16 protein-coding genes are annotated in these 17,940 nt (G+C 65.9%); 14 read left to right on the top strand and 2 right to left on the bottom strand.

Annotation, left to right across the window (positions count from 1 at the left end; genetic code table 11):
- Positions 1 to 13: 13 nt before the first annotated feature.
- The gene (locus PVZ77_RS24865) at positions 14 to 1,273 is read right to left on the bottom strand and encodes an ATP-binding protein (protein WP_183631112.1); all 1,260 of its coding nucleotides are present in this window, start codon (positions 1,271 to 1,273) and stop codon (positions 14 to 16) included.
- Between the two features lie 177 nt (positions 1,274 to 1,450).
- Between PVZ77_RS24865 and PVZ77_RS24860 the strand changes: the two genes are divergently transcribed.
- The 10 genes from PVZ77_RS24860 (at position 1,451) to PVZ77_RS24815 (ending at position 13,963) form a co-directional block, all read left to right on the top strand.
- The gene (locus PVZ77_RS24860; RefSeq protein ID WP_273808705.1) at positions 1,451 to 2,158 is read left to right on the top strand and encodes an SIMPL domain-containing protein; all 708 of its coding nucleotides are present in this window, start codon (positions 1,451 to 1,453) and stop codon (positions 2,156 to 2,158) included.
- 246 nt (positions 2,159 to 2,404) lie between these two features.
- Complete coding sequence (locus PVZ77_RS24855; protein WP_273808704.1) at positions 2,405 to 4,003, top strand: ABC transporter substrate-binding protein; 1,599 nt, start codon at positions 2,405 to 2,407, stop codon at positions 4,001 to 4,003.
- A gap of 70 nt (positions 4,004 to 4,073) precedes the next feature.
- Entirely contained in the window at positions 4,074 to 5,672 is a 1,599-nt protein-coding gene (locus tag PVZ77_RS24850; RefSeq protein WP_273808703.1) for an ABC transporter substrate-binding protein, read from the top strand.
- Positions 5,673 to 5,714: 42 nt separating this feature from the next.
- Complete coding sequence (locus PVZ77_RS24845) at positions 5,715 to 7,307, top strand: ABC transporter substrate-binding protein (RefSeq protein ID WP_273808702.1); 1,593 nt, start codon at positions 5,715 to 5,717, stop codon at positions 7,305 to 7,307.
- Between the two features lie 146 nt (positions 7,308 to 7,453).
- Entirely contained in the window at positions 7,454 to 8,872 is a 1,419-nt protein-coding gene (locus PVZ77_RS24840) for an OprD family outer membrane porin (RefSeq protein WP_273808701.1), read from the top strand.
- Positions 8,873 to 9,232: 360 nt separating this feature from the next.
- Positions 9,233 to 10,237, top strand: coding sequence for an ABC transporter permease subunit (locus PVZ77_RS24835; RefSeq protein WP_273808700.1), 1,005 nt, complete (start codon positions 9,233 to 9,235; stop codon positions 10,235 to 10,237).
- A 28-nt stretch (positions 10,238 to 10,265) separates the two neighbouring features.
- On the top strand, positions 10,266 to 11,177 hold the full coding sequence (locus tag PVZ77_RS24830) for an ABC transporter permease subunit (RefSeq protein ID WP_273808699.1): 912 nt from the start codon (positions 10,266 to 10,268) through the stop codon (positions 11,175 to 11,177).
- A complete protein-coding gene (locus tag PVZ77_RS24825; RefSeq protein WP_273808698.1) occupies positions 11,174 to 12,205 on the top strand; it encodes an ABC transporter ATP-binding protein in 1,032 nt (343 codons plus the stop codon). The genes PVZ77_RS24830 and PVZ77_RS24825 overlap by 4 nt, the downstream gene beginning before the upstream one ends.
- On the top strand, positions 12,192 to 13,217 hold the full coding sequence (locus tag PVZ77_RS24820) for a peptide ABC transporter ATP-binding protein (RefSeq protein WP_273808697.1): 1,026 nt from the start codon (positions 12,192 to 12,194) through the stop codon (positions 13,215 to 13,217). The genes PVZ77_RS24825 and PVZ77_RS24820 overlap by 14 nt, the downstream gene beginning before the upstream one ends.
- Positions 13,218 to 13,543: 326 nt before the next feature.
- Positions 13,544 to 13,963, top strand: a complete 420-nt coding sequence (locus PVZ77_RS24815) for a GNAT family acetyltransferase (RefSeq protein WP_273808696.1) — start codon at positions 13,544 to 13,546, stop codon at positions 13,961 to 13,963.
- A 244-nt stretch (positions 13,964 to 14,207) separates the two neighbouring features.
- Here the strand turns inward: PVZ77_RS24815 and PVZ77_RS24810 are convergent, their stop codons facing one another.
- A complete protein-coding gene (locus PVZ77_RS24810; protein ID WP_273808695.1) occupies positions 14,208 to 15,326 on the bottom strand; it encodes a hypothetical protein in 1,119 nt (372 codons plus the stop codon).
- A 130-nt stretch (positions 15,327 to 15,456) separates the two neighbouring features.
- Between PVZ77_RS24810 and PVZ77_RS24805 the strand changes: the two genes are divergently transcribed.
- The 4 genes from PVZ77_RS24805 to PVZ77_RS24790 all read left to right on the top strand — a co-directional run bounded on the left by PVZ77_RS24805 (position 15,457) and on the right by PVZ77_RS24790 (position 17,811).
- Positions 15,457 to 15,762: a nucleotide pyrophosphohydrolase gene (locus PVZ77_RS24805; RefSeq protein WP_273808694.1), complete on the top strand. Its 306-nt coding sequence runs from the start codon at positions 15,457 to 15,459 to the stop codon at positions 15,760 to 15,762.
- The gene (locus tag PVZ77_RS24800; RefSeq protein WP_273808693.1) at positions 15,759 to 16,514 is read left to right on the top strand and encodes a methyltransferase domain-containing protein; all 756 of its coding nucleotides are present in this window, start codon (positions 15,759 to 15,761) and stop codon (positions 16,512 to 16,514) included. Before PVZ77_RS24805 ends, PVZ77_RS24800 begins: the two co-directional genes overlap by 4 nt.
- A gap of 47 nt (positions 16,515 to 16,561) precedes the next feature.
- A complete protein-coding gene (locus tag PVZ77_RS24795; protein ID WP_273808691.1) occupies positions 16,562 to 17,164 on the top strand; it encodes a DUF4136 domain-containing protein in 603 nt (200 codons plus the stop codon).
- 62 nt (positions 17,165 to 17,226) lie between these two features.
- Positions 17,227 to 17,811, top strand: a complete 585-nt coding sequence (locus tag PVZ77_RS24790; protein WP_273808690.1) for a DUF4136 domain-containing protein — start codon at positions 17,227 to 17,229, stop codon at positions 17,809 to 17,811.
- Positions 17,812 to 17,940: the final 129 nt, after the last annotated feature.

Here is a 17,940-nt window from a genome sequence, read left to right as displayed (position 1 = left end):
ATTCTCCAGGCATTCACGCCAGGGCGTAGTGCCGCGGCAGGCGCAATTCGGTCAGGGTGCCGCCTTCTTCGTGATTGTAGAGCTTCACCGTGCCGCCGGCGCGGGTGACGCTGGCCTGGCTGAGAAACAGGCCCAGGCCGAAGCCCTTGCCCTTGGTGGTAAAGAAGGGCTTGCCGAGCTGCTCGGCGATGGCCAGGGGCACCCCGGCACCATGGTCGCGAATCGACAGGCACAGTTCGCGGGCGTCCCAGTGCAGACGGATGGCCAGGTTTTCCGGGCAGGCGTCGGCGGCGTTGTTGAGTAGATTCAGCAGTGCCTGGGTAAGTTCGACCGGCGGCGTCAGGCGCGGCGGCGTGCCCAGACTGACCACCTCGAAGCTGTAGGTGGCTTCCGGTCGCATCAGGTGCCAGCGATCCATGGTCGCCTCCAGCCACTCCACGGCGGTCTGCTCCTGCACCGTCTGGCGGCGGTCCGCTTCGGCGGCGCGTACCAGTTGCTGCAGGGTCTGCTTGCACTGCCCGACCTGGGCCTGCAACAGCGCCAGGTCTTCGCTCAGGGTCGGCTGGCCGGCGTACTCCTGCTGCAGCTCCTTGAGCAGCACGCTCATGGTGGACAGCGGCGTACTCAACTCGTGGGCGGCGCCGGCGGCCTGAGTGGCCACGGCCAGCAGTTGCTGATCGCGCATGGCCTGCTCGCGGCGCTGGGCCTGCAGGCTTTCCTGCTCGCGCAGGGCGGTGGCCATGCGCGCGACGAACAGGGTGATGACAGCGGCGGACAGGGCGAAGCTCAGCCACATGCCGTAGCTGAGCACCGCGCCGTCATTGGCCACCAGCAGATGCAGCGGCTCGTAGGACAGCAGCATCAGCGAGAAGACCGCCAGGGTCAGGGCCGCCAGTACCAGGGTATAGAGCCAGGGCAGCGTGGCCGCGGCGATGGTCAGGGGCACCAGGTAATAGGAGGCGAAGGGGTTGGTCGGACCGCCGGCGAAATACAGCAGGGCGCTGTGGATGGCCAGGTCGCAACCCAGGTGCGCCGCGTACTCCTGCTCGGTGACCGGCCAGGGGCGGGTCAGCCGCAGGGCGGCGAACAGGCAGAGCACCGCCGAGACGCCCAGGGTGATGGCCAGGGCCGTCCAGGGCAGCTGGACGATGCCCGACAGCCGGGCGATCCCCACCGAGCCGGCCTGGGCGGCCAGTACCAGCACGCGGATAAGGACCAGGCGCCCGAGATTCTGGCGATTGGCGGACAACCATTGAACGGGCAAGGAGAACATGCGAGGTTCCAGGCGCAAGAAACGATCGAGACGGCAGCCCCGAGGGACCTGCCGGTCAGAGCAGACTTGGCATTATAGCGATGGGTATCCGCCCGCAGCCGCCGACGCGGCAAAGCGACGCACCATCCGCCGGGTCCGCGGTCACACCGCTTTCGTACTGCCACTCAGGAGAACACCATGACCCCTTCCCTACGTCCACTCGTGCTGGGCGCCGCCCTGTTCAGTACCCTGCTCGCCACTGGCGTCCAGGCCGACGAAGCGCGCTACAACCAGATCAGCCTGAGAGCCGAGGTCAGTCGTGAGGTGCCGCGCGACCGCATGCAGGTCATGCTCTATACCGAAAGCCAGGGGCAGGATCCGGCGGCCCTGGCCAGCGACACCACCAAGACCCTCAACGCCGCGCTGGAACAGGCGCGCAAGGTCGCCGGAGTGGACGTTTCCCTGGGCAATCGCAACACCTACCCGGTCTACGAAGACCAGGGCCGCGCCATCAATGCCTGGCGCGAGCGCGGCGAACTGCGCCTGGAAAGCGCCGATTTCGCCGCCCTGTCCAAGCTGACCGGCGAGTTGCTGGGCAACCTGAAGATGAGCAACCTGCAGTTCACCATCGCCGATGGCACCCGCAAGCAGCAGGAGGATGCCCTGTTCAAGGACGCCGTGGCCGCCTTCAAGGCGCGCGCCCAACTGGCCACCGAAGCCCTGGGTGGCTCGGGCTATCGCATCGTCAACCTGGACCTCGGCACCAGTGGCGTACCCCAGCCGCTGCCGATGCTGCGCATGTCGGCGATGAAGGCCGCCAGCGATGCCGTGACCCCGGACGTCGCCCCCGGCACCACCACCGTCGAAGTGACCGCGGGCGGTACCATCGAAGTACAGATGCCCTGATCTAGTGCAGAAAAGTAACAACGCTGTTTCGGTGCGCACTTTTGGTGCGCACCGCCTTCCTGCCGCGATACCTCGTCTTACATCTTTGCGACATCTGTTTCCTGTTTGGGTCGCTCAGGGTCAATAGCTCGCCTGAGCTATGGACATGGGCATAAGCTGTGCATGTGGGCTCATCTGTCCACAAGACATCGGCATTCTGTTTCGCAACGCCACATCGTGTTGCGCCGTCCCCGACATGAGGTCTCCATGCACAAGAACGTACTCGCTGCCCTCTTCGCTTCCGGTCTGCTGGCCGGCGCACCCCTGGCCCAGGCAACCAACCTGGTGTTCTGCTCCGAAGGTAGCCCGGCCGGTTTCGATCCGGCGCAATACACCACCGGCACCGACTTCGATGCGTCGGCGGAAACCATCTTCAACAAGCTGACCCAGTTCGAGCGCGGCGGTACCCAGGTCAAGCCAGGTCTGGCGGAGAGCTGGGACATCAGCGAAAACGGCAAGGTGTACACCTTCCACCTGCGCAAGGGCGTGAAATTCCACACCACGGAGTACTTCAAGCCGACCCGCGACTTCGATGCCGATGACGTCCTCTTCACCTTCCAGCGCATGCTGGACAAGGACAATCCGTTCCGTAAGGCCTACCCCACCGAATTCCCCTACTTCACCGACATGGGCCTCGACCAGAACATCGCCAAGGTGGAAAAGGTCGACGACTACACGGTGCGCATGACCCTCAACGAAGTGGATGCGGCGTTCCTGCAGAACCTGGCAATGCCCTTCCCGTCGATCCAGTCGGCCGAATACGCCGACAAGCTGCTCAAGGCCGGCAAGGCTGCCGAGATCAACCAGAAGCCGATCGGCACCGGTCCCTTCGTCTTCAGCCGCTACCAGAAGGATGCGGTGATCCGCTACAAGGCCAACCCGGACTATTGGGACAAGGTCGATGGGCCCAAGGTGGACAACCTGATCTTCTCCATCAACACCGATCCTTCGGTACGGATGCAGAAGCTCAAGGCCGGCGAGTGCCAGATCACCGTCTATCCGCGTCCGGCGGACCTGGACGGGCTGAAGAAGGACCCGAATCTCAAGCTGCCGTCGCAGCCGGGCTTCAACCTGGGCTACATCTCCTACAACACCCAGCACGGCGATCTGGGCAACCTCAAGGTGCGTCAGGCACTGGACATGGCCGTCAACAAGCAGGCCATCATCAACGCCGTCTACCAGGGTGCCGGCCAGGTGGCGGTCAACGCCATGCCGCCGACCCAGTGGTCCTATGACAAGTCCATCAAGGACGCGCCCTACGATCCGGAAAAGGCCAAGGCCCTGCTCAAGGAAGCCGGCTTCAAGGAAGGCACCGAATTCACCCTCTGGGCCATGCCGGTGCAGCGTCCCTACAACCCAAACGCCCGTCTGATGGCGGAAATCCTGCAACAGGACTGGGCCAAGATCGGCGTCAAGACCAAGATCGTCAGCTACGAATGGGGCGAGTACAACAAGCGCGCCAAGGCCGGCGAGCACGACATCATGCTGATCGGCTGGAGCGGCGACAACGGTGACCCGGACAACTGGCTGGCGACCCTCTTCGGCTGTAACGCCATTGGCGGCAACAACTATTCCCGCTGGTGCTACAAGCCGTTCGACGATCTGGTGGTCAAGGCCAAGCGCGTGACCGACCAGGGCGAGCGCACCAAGCTCTACGAACAGGCCCAACAGGCGCTCAAGCAGCAGGTGCCCATGACGCCCATCGCGCATTCCACGGTCTACATGCCGATGCGCAAGGAAGTCCAGGACTACAAGATCAGCCCCTTCGGGTTGAACGAGTTCTACGGCGTCAGCGTCAGCAAGTGAAGCCTCTTGGCCAGTGCCGGGAGCCAGACTCCCGGTACTGGCCGTTCATTTGACTGATGGAGTGAGACCCATGCGCCTTCCCTACGCCTACTCGTTGCTGGCGGCGAGCCTGCTCGCCTGTGCTCCGCTCGCCCAGGCGGCGAGCAATCTCGTCTATTGCTCGGAAGCCAGCCCGGCCGGTTTCGATCCGGCGCAATACACCTCGGGCACCGAATTCGACGCCTCCGCGGAAACCGTCTTCAACCGCCTGGTGCAGTTCCAGCGTGGCGGTACCACCCTGGAGCCGGGCCTGGCGACCCAATGGGACGTGAGCGCGGATGGCAAGACCTATACCTTCCACCTGCGCCAGGGCGTGAAATTCCATACCACCGACTACTTCAAGCCCACCCGCGACTTCACTGCCGACGACGTGGTCTTCACCTTCCAGCGCATGCTCGACAAGGAGCAGCCGTTCCGTAAGGCCTACCCAACGGAATTCCCCTACTTCACCGACATGGGCCTGGACCAGAACATCGCCAAGGTGGCCAAGGTCGACGACCATACCGTGGTCTTCACCCTGAACAAGGTCGATGCCGCCTTCGCCGCCGACCTGGCCATGAGCTTCGCCTCCATCCAGTCGGCGGAGTACGCCGCGCAGCTGCTCAAGGAGGGCAAGCCGGAGCTGCTCAACCAGCAGCCCATCGGCACCGGCCCCTTCGTCTTCGGCCGCTACCAGAAGGATGCGGTGATCCGCTTCAAGGGCAATCCGGACTACTGGAAGCCCGAGGACGTCAAGCTCGACAACCTGATCTTCGCCATCACCCCCGACGCCGCCACCCGCCTGCAGAAGCTCAAGGCCAACGAGTGCCAGGTCAGCGGCTATGCGCGTCCGGCGGACCTGGTGGAGATGAAGCAGGATGCCAACCTCAAGGTCCTGCAGCAGCCGGGCTTCAACGTCGGCTTCCTCGCCTACAACGTCCAGCACCCGCCGCTGGACAAGCCCGAGGTGCGGCGTGCCCTGGACATGGCCATCAACAAGCAGGCCATCGTCGACACCGTGTTCCAGGGCGCCGGCCAGGTCGCGCAGAACGTGATCCCGCCGAATCAGTGGTCCTACGACACCGCCATCAAGGGTGCGCCCTATGATCCGACCAAGGCCCGCGCACTGCTCAAGCAGGCGGGGATCAAGGACGGCACCGAGATCGCCCTCTGGGCCATGACGGTGCAGCGTGCTTCCAACCCGAATGCTCGCCAGTCGGCGCAGATGATCCAGCAGGACTGGGCCAAGGTCGGCATCAAGGCCAAGATCGTCAGCTACGAATGGGGCGAGTACATCAAGCGCGCCAAGGCTGGCGAACACGATGTGCTGACCTATGGCTGGACCGGCGACAACGGCGATCCGGACAACTGGCTGGGCGTGCTCTACGGCTGCAGCGCCATCGGCGGCAGCAACTATGCGCGCTGGTGCGACAAGGACTACGACGCCCTCATCCAGAAGGCCAAGACCAGCAACGATCGCGCCGAACGCACCCGTCTCTACGAGCAGGCGCAGCAGCTCATTCGCCAGCAGATGCCGGTGAGCCCCATGGCCCACTCGGTGGTGTCCCAGCCCATGCGCAAAGAGGTGCAGGGCTTCAAGATCAATCCCTTTGGCGTCACCGGTTTCTATGGCGTAAGCCTCGACCGCTGATTCTGTCCGGCCCGCCTCGCGGGCCTTCACGAGGAGCCTTCCGTGTCCAAACCGCTATTCTCGCTGTCTCTCGCCGCCCTCCTCTGCCTGACGGCCAATGCCGCCCTGGCCCGGCCCCTGGTGGTCTGCACCGAGGCCAATCCGGAAGGCTTCGATCCGGGTCGCTACACCTCCGGCTATACCTTCAATGCCTCGGCCACGCCACTGTACAACCGCCTGGTGGAATTCAAGCAGGGCACCGCCGAGCTGGAGCCGGGCCTGGCCGAAAGCTGGGAGGTCTCCCCCGATGGCCTGCAGTACACCTTCGCCCTGCGCCAGGGGGTGAAATTCCACACCACCGACTACTTCAAGCCAACGCGTGATTTCAACGCCGACGACGTGGTGTTCAGCTTCGAGCGCATGCTCGACAAGAACAATCCTTGGTACAACCTCTCGCCCAGCGGCTATCCCTATGCGGCGGCCATGGAGATGGGCACCCTGATCAAGTCCATCGACAAGGTGGACGCAAGCCACGTGCGCTTCACCCTCAACCAGCCCGAGGCGCCCTTCCTCGCCGACCTGGCGATGGCCTTCGGTTCGATCCTGTCCAAGGAATACGCCGACAGCCTGCTGGCCAGCAAGAAGACCGACGACATCAACCAGAAGCCCATCGGCACCGGTCCCTTCGTCTTCCAGCGCTATGCCAAGGATTCCAACACCCGTTACAAGGTCAATCCGGACTACTTCGGCAAGAAGCCGCAGATGGATGGCCTGGTGCTGGCGGTGACCCTGGACCCCAATGTGCGCATCCAGCGGGTGCGCAACAACGAGTGCCAGATCGGCCTGACGGTGAAACCGCAGGACGTGCCGATGCTCAAGCAGGACAAGAGCCTCAAGCTGGCCCAGGTGGAAAGCCAGACCACCTCCTACCTGGCGATGAACACCAAGCACAAGGCGCTGAGCGACGTGCGCGTACGCCAGGCCATCGCCATGGCCTTCGATCAGCAGAACTACCTGAAGACGGTGTTCGGCGAAGGCGGCGCCAAGGCGGCGATCAATCCCTATCCGTCTTCGCTGCTCGGCTATGCCAAGGACATCAAGCCCTGGCCCCATGACCTGGAAAAGGCCAAGGCGCTGCTCAAGGAAGCCGGCTACGCCGATGGCTTCACCCTCAAGTACTACATCAGCACCGGTACCGGCCCTGGCGGCAGTCCGGCGCTGGTGGCCCAGTTGATCCAGGGCGACCTGGCCAAGATCGGCATCAAGGCCGAGATCACCCAGTTCGAGTGGGGCGAGTTCGTCAAGCGCACCAAGGCCGGCGAGCATGACCTGATGATGATGAGCTGGACCGGCGACAACGGCGATCCGGACAACTTCCTCACCAACAACCTGAGCTGCGCCGCGGTGCAGGGCGGCGAAAACCGCGCCTTCTGGTGCGACAAGGCCTTCAACGACGCCATCGAGCAGGCCAAGCGCATCAACGACCCGGCCCAGCGTACCGCGCTCTACGAGCAGGCCCAGCAGATCTTCCACCAGCAGATGCCCTGGATTCCGCTGGCGCACCCGCTGTTCACCGATGTCCTGCAACCCAAGGTGCAGGGCTATGTGCAGAGTCCGCTGGGGGTCTACGACTTCTCCACGGTGACCCTCGACTGATCGGCCTCTGATGCCGTAAGCGACCGGGCCCGGGCGGCCCGTCCCCTCGACCTTTCCCGCCTCGCGCCGTGTTTCGGCGCGATGGGTTCGGTCGTGCCGGAAAACGCCCAGATAACAGAAAAAACGACCGCTTTGGAGCACACCCGATGACCAACGTCCACCGTGGAGGCCTCGCCCTCTCCCTGCTCACCCTGGCCCTGACCGCCCACGCCCAGTCGCCGGCGCCGGAAGATCCCAGCTACGCCAACGAGGTCCAGACCCTGCCCAATGTGCAGAAGCCGGTGAAGGGCCAGGAAGGCGCCAAGGGCTTTTTCGCCGACGACAGCCTGACCCTGACCACGCGCAACTTCTTCGCCCGCGAGACCAGCTCCGATCCGATCTTCAGCTACAGCAAGAACGGCACCCGGGTGCGTACCCACTCGCGCAATACCTGGGTCCAGGCCACGGCGCTCAAGTACAGCTCCGGCTACACCCAGGGTCCAGTGGGCTTCGGCATCGACGTGGCCGGCTATCAGGCCACCAACCTGGAGCGGGGCAAGGGCCAGATCGGTGGCGGCGGCAATCGCACCCTGGCCAACGCCGAGGGCGAGGGCCATGCCGAGTGGTCCAAGCTGGGCATCGCCGATGCGCGCTTCCGCGTCTCCAACACCGAGCTCAAGATCGGTCGTTTCATGCTCGACACCCCGGTGATCAGCTACAACGACAACCGGCCCTTCCCGTCCGGTTTCGACGGTTTCGCCCTGACCAGCGATGAATGGGACAACCTCTCGCTGCAAGGTGGCAGCTTCACCCGCGTCAGTCCGCGGACCGGTGCCGGCGACGAGAAGTGGACCACCGAGTACGGTACCCGCGAGGTCACCGCCGACCGCCTGAGCTTTCTCGGCGGCAACTACAAGCTGCCCCAGGGCTGGGAGGTCAGCGTCTATGGCGCCAACTTCGAAGACGTCTGGAATCAGTACTTCCTGAGCATCACCCAGGCCGGCGGCACTCTCGACACCTTCGCCTGGAAGGCGGTGGCCAACGCCTATCGCACCGTCGACGCTGGCAGCGCCAAGGCTGGCGACATCGACAACACCGCCTGGAGCCTGGCGTTCACCGGCAGCCACCAGGCCCACAGCCTGACCCTGGCCTACCAGCAGATCGACGGCAACGAGTACTTCGACTACGCCCACGAGACCGCCGCCATCTACCTGGCCAACTCCCTGGTCTCGGACTACAACGGCCCCAACGAGAAGTCGCTGCAGATCCGCTACGAGACCGACTGGAGCTACTTCGGCGTGCCCGGCCTGAGCACCGGCGTCTGGTACGCCAAGGGCTGGGACATAGACGGCACCCACTACGATGCCGGCGCCGGCAAGTACGCCAACTATGCCGAGGTCCTGCAGCAGGATGGCGAGAAGCACCACGAGATCGGCCTGGTCACCACCTACAAGGTGCAGCAGGGCGCGCTCAAGGACAGTCGCTTCCGCCTGCTGCTGACCGATCACCGCGCCAGCCAGAACCAGGTCGACGGCAACGTCAAGGAATTGCGCCTGGTCTCCACCCTGCCGTTCAACCTGCTGTAATGGCAGGCCCCGGCGGCTTCCACGCAGTGTCCGGCATCTGGCCGGGATCGCGCCGCGAACACCGGCGAAGCCCTGGCCGTGTCGAGGATATCGACGCCCGTGGCAACGTGGTAGTCTGCCGGGTTTGGAGCGTTGGCCCAGAGCGCTCTTCGAACCTATTCGTAGGACCGAACGAGGCTGCCTCGCGCAGGTGTCGTTCGTTGCGGACCAGGATGGTCTCTTCAGGGATGAATCCAGACCCACAAGGTCTGAGAGTCAGATCAAAAGCTCATTAGCTTTTGAGCGGGCTCTCACTTAAAAACGCGGCCGGGCATGTACTCGCGCCGTCTTGATCAGCCTCAAGAGGAGATACCCCCTCCGATGCTCGCCTTCATCGCCCGTCGCTTCGGGCTGCTGATACCGACGTTCTTTGGCGTCACCCTGCTGACCTTCGCCCTGATCCGCCTCATCCCCGGCGATCCGGTGGAGGTCATGATGGGCGAACGCCGCGTCGATCCGCAGATGCACGCCGAAGCCATGCACCGCCTGGGCCTCGACAAGCCCCTGTACCAGCAGTATTTCGACTACATCGGCAACCTTGCCCAGGGCAACCTCGGCGAATCCCTGCGCAGTCGCGTCGGGGTCTGGGACGAATTCCTGACCCTGTTCCCGGCCACCCTGGAACTCTCGGTGGCGGCCATGCTGTTCGCCACCGTCTTCGGCGTGCTGGCCGGCATCATCGCCGCCCTCAGGCGCGGCACCACGGTGGACCACGGGGTGATGGGCGTGGCCCTGACCGGCTATTCGATGCCGATCTTCTGGTGGGGCCTGCTGCTGATCATGCTGTTCTCCGTGCAGCTCGGCTGGACCCCGGTTTCCGGCCGCCTGGACCTGCTCTACGACATCCCGCCGCGCACCGGCTTCATGCTCATCGACACCCTGCTCTCCGACGAGCCCGGCGCCTTCGTCGATGCCCTCAAGCACCTGATCCTGCCGGCCATCGTGGTGGGCACCATTCCCCTGGCGGTGATCGCCCGCATGACCCGCTCGGCCATGCTCGAGGTCCTGCGCGAGGACTATGTGCGCACCGCCCGCGCCAAGGGCCTGTCGCCGGGACGGGTGGTCTTCGTCCACGCCCTGCGCAACGCCCTGATCCCGGTGCTGACGGTGCTCGGCCTGCAGGTCGGCAGCCTGCTCTCCGGCGCGGTGCTCACCGAGACCATCTTTTCCTGGCCCGGCATCGGCAAGTGGCTGATCGAGGCCATCGGCGCCCGGGACTATCCGGTGGTGCAGAACGGCATCCTGCTGATCGCCACCCTGGTCATCCTGGTCAATTTCGTCGTGGACATCCTCTACGGCCTGGTCAATCCGCGCATCCGCCACTAGCGTTGATGCGCCCATACGGACAGAGCCTATGACAACGGTAAACACCCCGGCCGCTCAAGACCCGAGCGCCCTCTACCCTTCTCCCTTCAAGGAGTTCTGGCACGCCTTCGCCCGCAACAAGGGCGCCCTCGGCGGACTGATCTTCATGGTCATCGTGGTGTTCTGCGCGCTCTTCGCGCCCTGGGTCGCGCCCCATGCGCCCAGCGAGCAGTTCCGCGACTTCATGCTCACCCCGCCGCTGTGGCTGGACGGTGGCAACAGCCAGTTCCCCCTGGGCACCGACGAGCTGGGACGTGACCTGCTCAGCCGGCTGATCCATGGCGCCCGGCTGTCGCTGCTGATCGGCCTGGCCTCGGTGGTCTTCTCGCTGATCCCCGGCATCCTGCTCGGGCTGATCGCCGGCTTCTCGCCCAATCGCGCGGGTCCGGTGATCATGCGCCTGATGGACATCATGCTGGCGCTGCCCTCGCTGCTGCTGGCGGTGGCCATCGTCGCCATCCTCGGCCCAGGCCTGACCAACACCGTGGTGGCCATCGCCATCGTCTCGCTGCCCTCCTATGTGCGCCTGACCCGCGCCGCGGTGATGGGTGAACTGCATCGCGACTACGTCACGGCCTCGCGGCTGGCGGGCGCCGGCACCCTGCGCCTGATGTTCGTCAGCGTGCTGCCCAACTGCATGGCCCCCCTGATCGTCCAGGCCACCCTGAGCTTTTCCTCGGCGATCCTCGATGCCGCCGCCCTGGGCTTCCTCGGCCTCGGCGTCCAGCCGCCCACCCCCGAGTGGGGCACCATGCTGGCCTCGGCCCGCGACTACATCGAGCGCGCCTGGTGGGTGGTGACCCTGCCGGGTCTCGCCATCCTCTTCACCGTGCTGGCCATCAACCTGATGGGCGACGGCCTGCGCGATGCCCTCGATCCGCGTCTGAAGGTGCAGTCATGAGCCTCCTCGAAATCCAGAACCTCTCGGTGCGCTTCGGCGGCGCCGACGCCCCGCCGGTGGTGGAAGGCCTCGATCTCACCGTGGATCAGGGCGAGATCGTCGCCATCGTCGGTGAATCCGGCTCCGGCAAGTCGGTGACCATGATGGCCGTGATGGGCCTGATCGATCACCCCGGCCGCATCACCGCCGACCGCCTGCACTTCGACGGCCAGGACCTGCTCAGCCTCAAGGGTAGCCGTCGCCGCCACCTGATCGGCAAGGAGCTGTCGATGGTCTTCCAGGACCCGATGACGGCGCTGAATCCCAGCTACACGGTGGGCTTCCAGATCGAGGAGGTGCTGCGCCAGCACCTGGGCCTCAAGGGCCGCGCCGCCCGCCAGCGCGCCGTGGAATTGCTGGAGAAGGTCGAGATCCCGGCCGCCGCCAGCCGCCTGAGTGCCTATCCGCACCAGCTCTCGGGGGGCATGAGCCAGCGCGTGGCCATCGCCATGGCCATCGCCGCCGAGCCGCGCCTGCTGATCGCCGACGAGCCCACCACGGCCCTGGACGTGACCATCCAGGCGCAGATCATGGAACTGCTGGTTAACCTGCAACGCGACGAGGGCATGGGGCTGATCCTCATCACCCACGATCTCGCCGTGGTGGCCGAGACCGCCCAGCGCGTGGTGGTGATGTATGCCGGGCAAGCGGTGGAGAAAGGCGTGGTGCCGACCCTGTTCGACGCCCCCGCCCATCCCTATACCGAAGCCCTGCTGGCGGCCATTCCCGAGCACAGCCAGACGGATCGCCTGCACACCCTGCCGGGCATCGTTCCCGGCCGCTACGACCGTCCCGCCGGTTGCCTGCTCAGCCCGCGCTGCCCCTATGTGCAGCCGCGCTGCGCGGAACGTCCGGCGCTGGAGCCCTATGACCGCGGCGCGGTGCGCTGCTTCTTCCCGCGCAATGTAGCCCCGGGCGAGGCGCCCGAGGTACTGCCCGAACATCAACGACCCAGCCAGTTGCCGGAGGATCGCCATGGCGCCGTCTGAAGCCACCGTCCTCGCTAGTCCCGCTACCCAGGGGCAGGCATCCGAGCGCCTCGTGCTCGAAGCCAAGAACCTGACCCAGCACTACCACCTCTCCCGCGGCCTGTTCAAGGACAGCGCCACGGTCAAGGCGCTCAACGGCGTCTCCTTCGACCTCCAGGCCGGGCGCACCCTGGCCGTGGTGGGCGAGTCCGGTTGTGGCAAGTCCACCCTGGCGCGTTCCCTGACCCTGATCGAGCAGCCCACCGCCGGCAGCCTGGTCATAGGCGGCCAGGACGTCGCCCAGGCCGATGCCGCCCGCCGCAAGGAGCTGCGCCGCGAGGTGCAGATGGTGTTCCAGAATCCTTACGCCTCGCTCAACCCGCGGCGCAAGATCGGTGACCAACTGGCCGAGCCGCTGCAGATCAACACCGACCTCTCCCGCAGCGAAAGGCGCGAGAAGGTGCAGGCGATGATGCAGCAGGTCGGTCTGCGACCCGAGCACTACCAACGCTATCCGCACATGTTCTCCGGTGGCCAGCGCCAGCGCATCGCTGTGGCCCGCGCCATGATGCTGCAGCCCAAGGTGCTGGTGGCGGACGAGCCGACCTCGGCGCTGGACGTGTCCATCCAGGCGCAGGTGCTCAACCTGTTCATGGATCTGCAGCAGCAGTACCGGACCGCCTATGTGTTCATCTCCCACAACCTCTCGGTGGTGCGCCACATCGCCGACGAGGTGATGGTGATGTACCTCGGCTGCATCGTCGAAAAGACCAGCCGCGACCTGCTGTTCGAGCGGCCCCTGCATCCCTATACCCAGATGCTGCTGTCGGCTACCCCGAGTCTGCACCCGGACCCGAGCAAGCCGCGCATCCGTATCCAGGGCGAGCTGCCCAACCCGCTGGATCCGCCACCCGGTTGCGTCTTCCATCGCCGTTGCCCCTATGCGACGGAAAAGTGCAAGACCGAGGTCCCGGCGCTGCGCAACGTGGAAGCCCGCCAGGTGGCCTGCCACTATGCGGAGAACTTTCTCTAGGGCGTTGAGGCTGTTGGGCTTCGCTACGCTCAACCCAACCTACGCAGGCCCTGTAGGTTGGGTCGAGACGGCTCCATCGTCGAAGCCCAAGGTTCCGGACTTGGCATTGGGCTGTTGGGCTTCGCTGGCGCTCAACCCAACCTACGCAAGCCCTGTAGGTTGGGTTGAGACGGCTGTATCGTCGAAGCCCTACATCTTTGGCCTGGCGCGGTAATGTTGGGCTTCGCTGGCGCTCAACCCAACCTACGGAAGTCCTGTAGGTTGGGTTGAGACGGCCCCATCGTCGAAGCCCGACACACCCCTGCCCCGCTACAGGCTGCCTCCCCATGCACATCCGCCCCTTTCAATCCGCCGACACCGAGCCCGTGGTCAGCCTCTGGCAGGCCTGCGGCCTTACCCGCCCCTGGAACGATCCCTACCGCGACATCCAGCGCAAGCTCGTCGAGCAACCCGAGTTGTTCCTGGTGGGCGAAGTGGACGGTACCCTCATGGCCAGCGCCATGGTCGGCACCGACGGCCATCGCGGCTGGCTCTATTACCTCGCAGTGGCCCCGGGGCATCAGCGCCGCGGCCATGCGCGGCGTCTGGTGGAGACCGCCGAACACCTGCTCACCGAACGCGGCTGTCCCAAGTTGCAACTGATGGTACGGCGGGATAACGCGGCGATCATCGGCTTCTATGCGGCCTTGGGTTATGTGGAGGCCGAGGTCGTCACCCTGGGCAAACGGCTGATCGCCGACGACTAGAGTCGAAGGAGGCAAAGCCCTGTCCGCTGCCGATACTCAATGCCCAGTGGAAAACGCTTCGCGGTTTTCCACCCTACGGACTGACAGCTGACTGTAGGGTGGGTAACGGCGCAGCCTTACCCACGCGGGACCTTGCTTCCCGGTGAAAACGCCATGCAATTCGCCGCGCTACGACTGGTCTTGTAGGTTGGGTCGAGACGGCTCCATCGTCGAAGCCCAACCTTACCCGGCACCCGCCTGTGCCCTAGCGGGGCAGCAATCCCGCCAGCGGCCCCGGATGCTTGCGGACCTCGGCGTAGGGCACCAGGGTGCCGCCGGGTTCGTCGCAGTTGCGGGCGGCGCGGAAAAAGGTCGGGCCGAGATAGAGGCCCTTGGACGTCAGGTACCAGGGCGCGAATTGCCAGACGTCGGCGCTGCGATAGTCGCAGCCCTCACCGTCGGCGGGCGCCTGCATCAGCGGCGGATAGAGGCGGGTGAACAGCCGGATCACCCAGGGCGCCAGGGTCCGTTGCCGATAGTCCGCCAGGGCCTGGGAATAGCGATCCTCCGGCTGCGGACGGATCGGCTGGCCGTGGCCCAGCCAGAGAAAGTCTTCCAGCGCCAACTCCTGGCCGGTCTGGAGATCCAGGGTCAGGGGCGCGCTGCCGAAATCCGGGTGGGCCGCGCCGCTGCAGCTGTACTGGCTGAACAGATTGACGCTGAGCACCCGCTCGCTGAGCAGTTGCGGGGTCACCTGCAGGCGGTGCTCGCCGTCAGGGCCGATGCAGCTCAGATGGGCATCGACCTCCGCCCAGAGTCGTTCGCGCAGCACGGCATTGGCCGCCTCGCTGGCGCCCTCCACGGTGAACAGCCGCATGCCCGAGACCGGCTCGCGCCACCAGCGCAGGCCACGACCCATGAAGGTCTGGCGCTCGCCCTGTTCCAGCGTGAGTCCCTGCAGGCGGCGATATTCATAGGGATCGTCCTGGCGCAGGGTCTGCCGGTAGCGATCGGTAGCGTCCGGCGGCTCCAGCTGCAACGGCGCCAGGGCGAGCGGCAGGGTCTTGCCGGCACCGCTCCAGGTGCCGGTCCAGGAGCCGTCCTGGCCGCGCGTCAGCACCCAGCTGGCCTTGGGGCCGTCCTGCCAGGGCGCACCCTCCTCCAGCTTCAGCCGGTCGCCCGGTTGCGCCGGACCGCTCAGGCGCAGGTCGCGACGATAGCGGTCGTAGAAATAGCGGCCATAGCTTTCGTCGTTGGCGGTGGGATCGACCTCCACCACCACCCGGGCCTGGCCCAGGGTGCCTTCCAGCAGCAGCTTTTCGGCATGGGCGACGCCGGTGATCAGCAGCAGGGCCAAGCCCAGTCCGGACAGGCGAGATTTCATCAGGGCTCCAGCAGCCAGCATAGCGGTGATGGGCCCAGGGTAGAACAACAGCGCCAGGCTGTCGCGCAGGCCGGCGGACGACAGCCGTCTCGCCATGGGAGAATGGCGTTTTGTCGACCCTCGGACGCCCATGGACCTCCCTGCCCTGCTCACCCGCCTGCACGCGATCCGCGAGGCCAACGCCTGGCGGCGCTATCACAACCCCAAGAATCTGGCGATGGCCGCCAGCGTCGAGATGGCCGAGCTGGTGGAGATCTTCCAGTGGAAGAGCGATGCCGAAGCCCGCACCTTGAGCGCCACCGAGCGCGAGCACGCCGGCCAGGAAATCGCCGACGTGCTGCTCTATCTGCTGCAACTGGGCAGCGAGCTGGAGCTGGACGTGGAGCAGGCGGTACTGGCCAAGCTGGCCGACAACGAGAGGCGCTTCCTGCCGTGAGCGATACCTTTTTCGACGACCGCGCCACCCGTTTCGCGGCCAACATCTATGGCGGCACCAAGGGCGCCATCCGCCTGGCCGTGCTGCAGGCGGACCTGACCGAAGTGCTGCCGCACCGCCCGCTGCGGGTGCTGGACATCGGTGCCGGGCTCGGCCACATGAGTCTCTGGCTGGCGCAGCAGGGCCATGCCGTGACCCTGGCCGAACCCTCGGCGCCCATGCTGGCCGGGGCCCGGGAGGCCTTCGCCGCCGCCGGACTCGACGCCGACTGGCTGGCGCTGCCCTGGCAGGAATTGCCCGCTTTCGCCGAGCCCTTCGACCTGGTGCTCTGCCACGCGGTGCTGGAATGGCTGGAAACGCCCCCGGCGATCCTGCCGACCCTGCAGCGCTGCCTGGCGCCGGACGGCTGGCTGTCCCTGGCCTTCTACAACCGTGACGCCCTGATCTATCGCAATCTGCTCAAGGGGCATTTTCGCAAACTCAGGCAGCGTGACTACGCGGGCGCGGGCCAACGCGGCCTGACGCCGCAACAGCCCCTCGATCCGCGCGAGGTCGAGGCCTGGCTAGCGCCGGACTGGCGGATCCGAGCGCGCAGTGGCGTCCGGGTCTTTCACGACTACATGCCGCCGGAATTCCAGACCCGTGCCGACGGCGAAGCGCTGGTGGCCATGGAACTGGCCCACCGGAGGCACCCGGCTTTCGCGGGCCTGGGGCGCTATCTGCATTGGCTCTGCCAACCTGAGGCAGGATGACCCCGGGCGCGGTATGCTCTGGCCAGCATTCCTTCGAGGAACCGGTCATGCGTCGCCCCCTGTTCTGCCTGTCGCTCGCGCTGCTCGCCCTGGCCGGTTGCCAGACGCCCAATCCCTATGTCGCCAGCAGCCTGCCCGAAGCCTCGGTGCCGGTGCTGCCGCAGCAGGATCCGGCGGCCTATCCGCCCACCCCGCGTGACTGGAGTCGCTATCGCACCTGGAGCTGGGCACCGGGCGCCGCGGTGGTCAGCGGCGGCCTGGATGGCCAGACGGTGCAGCAGGCAGTGGCCGATGGCCTCGACCAGCGCGGCTTGCGACCGGCCATCGGCGGTGCCCGCGCCGATCTGCAGGTGCGAGCCCGCCTCACCCAGCAACAGCGCAGCGAGCAATACACCGACTACTACGACACCGGCTATGGCTACGGACCCTATGGCTACGGCCCCGGCTATGGTGCCAGCGTCGGTCAGGCGCGGACCCGCACCCGGACCTTTCTGGTCGACGTGCTGGAGGTGGAACTGCTCGATCCCGCCACCGGCCGGGTGCTCTGGCACTCGGCCGCCGAGCAGGCCAGCGGCGGCAACAGCGGCGAACGCGCGCGTACCCTGAGAGACACCACCCGCCGCCTGCTGGCCAACTATCCGCCGAGCTGAAGGGATAAGTGGCCCTTAAGCCAGTCCAAGCAGACTAGCGCGCTCACCTCAGAGGATCGCCCATGAAACGTTGCCTCTTGCTGCTCGCGGTCCTCCTGCTGGCGGCCTGCGCCGAGCGTGGCCCGCGCAATCTGGACTATGACGCCAGCCGCGACTTCGCCGCCTATCGCAGCTGGGGCTGGGCGGATCCGGCCATCGAGTACCGCCCCAACGATCCGCGGGTGCGCAGCGATCTGACCGAGCAGCGCCTGCGCGATTCGGTCAGCAGCGGCCTCGACCAGCGCGGGCTGCGCCCCGCGGTGGCAGGCACGCGCCCGGATCTGAAGATCAAGCTCTATGTGATCCTCGATCAGCGCCAGCAGAGCTACAGCTATGCCGACCCCTACTGGGGCCCGGGCTGGGGCGGTCCCTGGGGCTCCGCCTGGGGTCCCGGCCCCTGGGGGCCTAGCTATGTGCGCACCCAGACCGTCACCTACCCGGTGATGACGGTCCAGCTCGACATGCTCGATGGCCGTGACGGCAAGCTGGTCTGGCGCGCCAGCGAAGAGCGCCTGCTGGACGACCAGAACGCCACACCCGCCCAACGCAGCGCCGCCTCCAGCCGCCTGATCAACGAGCTGCTCGTCAGCTATCCACCGCGGCCTTGAGCGGTCGACCGTCCGGGCAGCTCAGCGCTGCCCCTGGTCAGACCGCGAGCAGACGGCTGGGGGGCGGTGGCGGATAATGGCCGCTGGCCAGGCACCCCTCGCGCCCTTCTTGGCCACCGCGTGGGAATC

This window comes from Pseudomonas sp. SHLD1, from assembly GCF_028640935.1.
Taxonomy (GTDB): Bacteria; Pseudomonadota; Gammaproteobacteria; order Pseudomonadales; family Pseudomonadaceae; genus Chryseomonas; species Chryseomonas aestiva.
This window is presented reverse-complemented; position numbering and strand designations above follow the sequence as displayed.

What these genes read in the sequence shown, in the direction of transcription:
- PVZ77_RS24865 (WP_183631112.1), bottom strand. Translation starts at nt 1,273, where the DNA reads ATGTTCTCCTTGCCCGTTCAATGGTTGTCCGCCAATCGCCAGAATCTC.
- PVZ77_RS24860 (WP_273808705.1), top strand. Translation starts at nt 1,451, where the DNA reads ATGACCCCTTCCCTACGTCCACTCGTGCTGGGCGCCGCCCTGTTCAGT.
- PVZ77_RS24855 (WP_273808704.1), top strand. Translation starts at nt 2,405, where the DNA reads ATGCACAAGAACGTACTCGCTGCCCTCTTCGCTTCCGGTCTGCTGGCC.
- PVZ77_RS24850 (WP_273808703.1), top strand. Translation starts at nt 4,074, where the DNA reads ATGCGCCTTCCCTACGCCTACTCGTTGCTGGCGGCGAGCCTGCTCGCC.
- PVZ77_RS24840 (WP_273808701.1), top strand. Translation starts at nt 7,454, where the DNA reads ATGACCAACGTCCACCGTGGAGGCCTCGCCCTCTCCCTGCTCACCCTG.
- PVZ77_RS24835 (WP_273808700.1), top strand. Translation starts at nt 9,233, where the DNA reads ATGCTCGCCTTCATCGCCCGTCGCTTCGGGCTGCTGATACCGACGTTC.
- PVZ77_RS24830 (WP_273808699.1), top strand. Translation starts at nt 10,266, where the DNA reads ATGACAACGGTAAACACCCCGGCCGCTCAAGACCCGAGCGCCCTCTAC.
- PVZ77_RS24825 (WP_273808698.1), top strand. Translation starts at nt 11,174, where the DNA reads ATGAGCCTCCTCGAAATCCAGAACCTCTCGGTGCGCTTCGGCGGCGCC.
- PVZ77_RS24820 (WP_273808697.1), top strand. Translation starts at nt 12,192, where the DNA reads ATGGCGCCGTCTGAAGCCACCGTCCTCGCTAGTCCCGCTACCCAGGGG.
- PVZ77_RS24815 (WP_273808696.1), top strand. Translation starts at nt 13,544, where the DNA reads ATGCACATCCGCCCCTTTCAATCCGCCGACACCGAGCCCGTGGTCAGC.
- PVZ77_RS24810 (WP_273808695.1), bottom strand. Translation starts at nt 15,326, where the DNA reads ATGAAATCTCGCCTGTCCGGACTGGGCTTGGCCCTGCTGCTGATCACC.
- PVZ77_RS24805 (WP_273808694.1), top strand. Translation starts at nt 15,457, where the DNA reads ATGGACCTCCCTGCCCTGCTCACCCGCCTGCACGCGATCCGCGAGGCC.
- PVZ77_RS24795 (WP_273808691.1), top strand. Translation starts at nt 16,562, where the DNA reads ATGCGTCGCCCCCTGTTCTGCCTGTCGCTCGCGCTGCTCGCCCTGGCC.
- PVZ77_RS24790 (WP_273808690.1), top strand. Translation starts at nt 17,227, where the DNA reads ATGAAACGTTGCCTCTTGCTGCTCGCGGTCCTCCTGCTGGCGGCCTGC.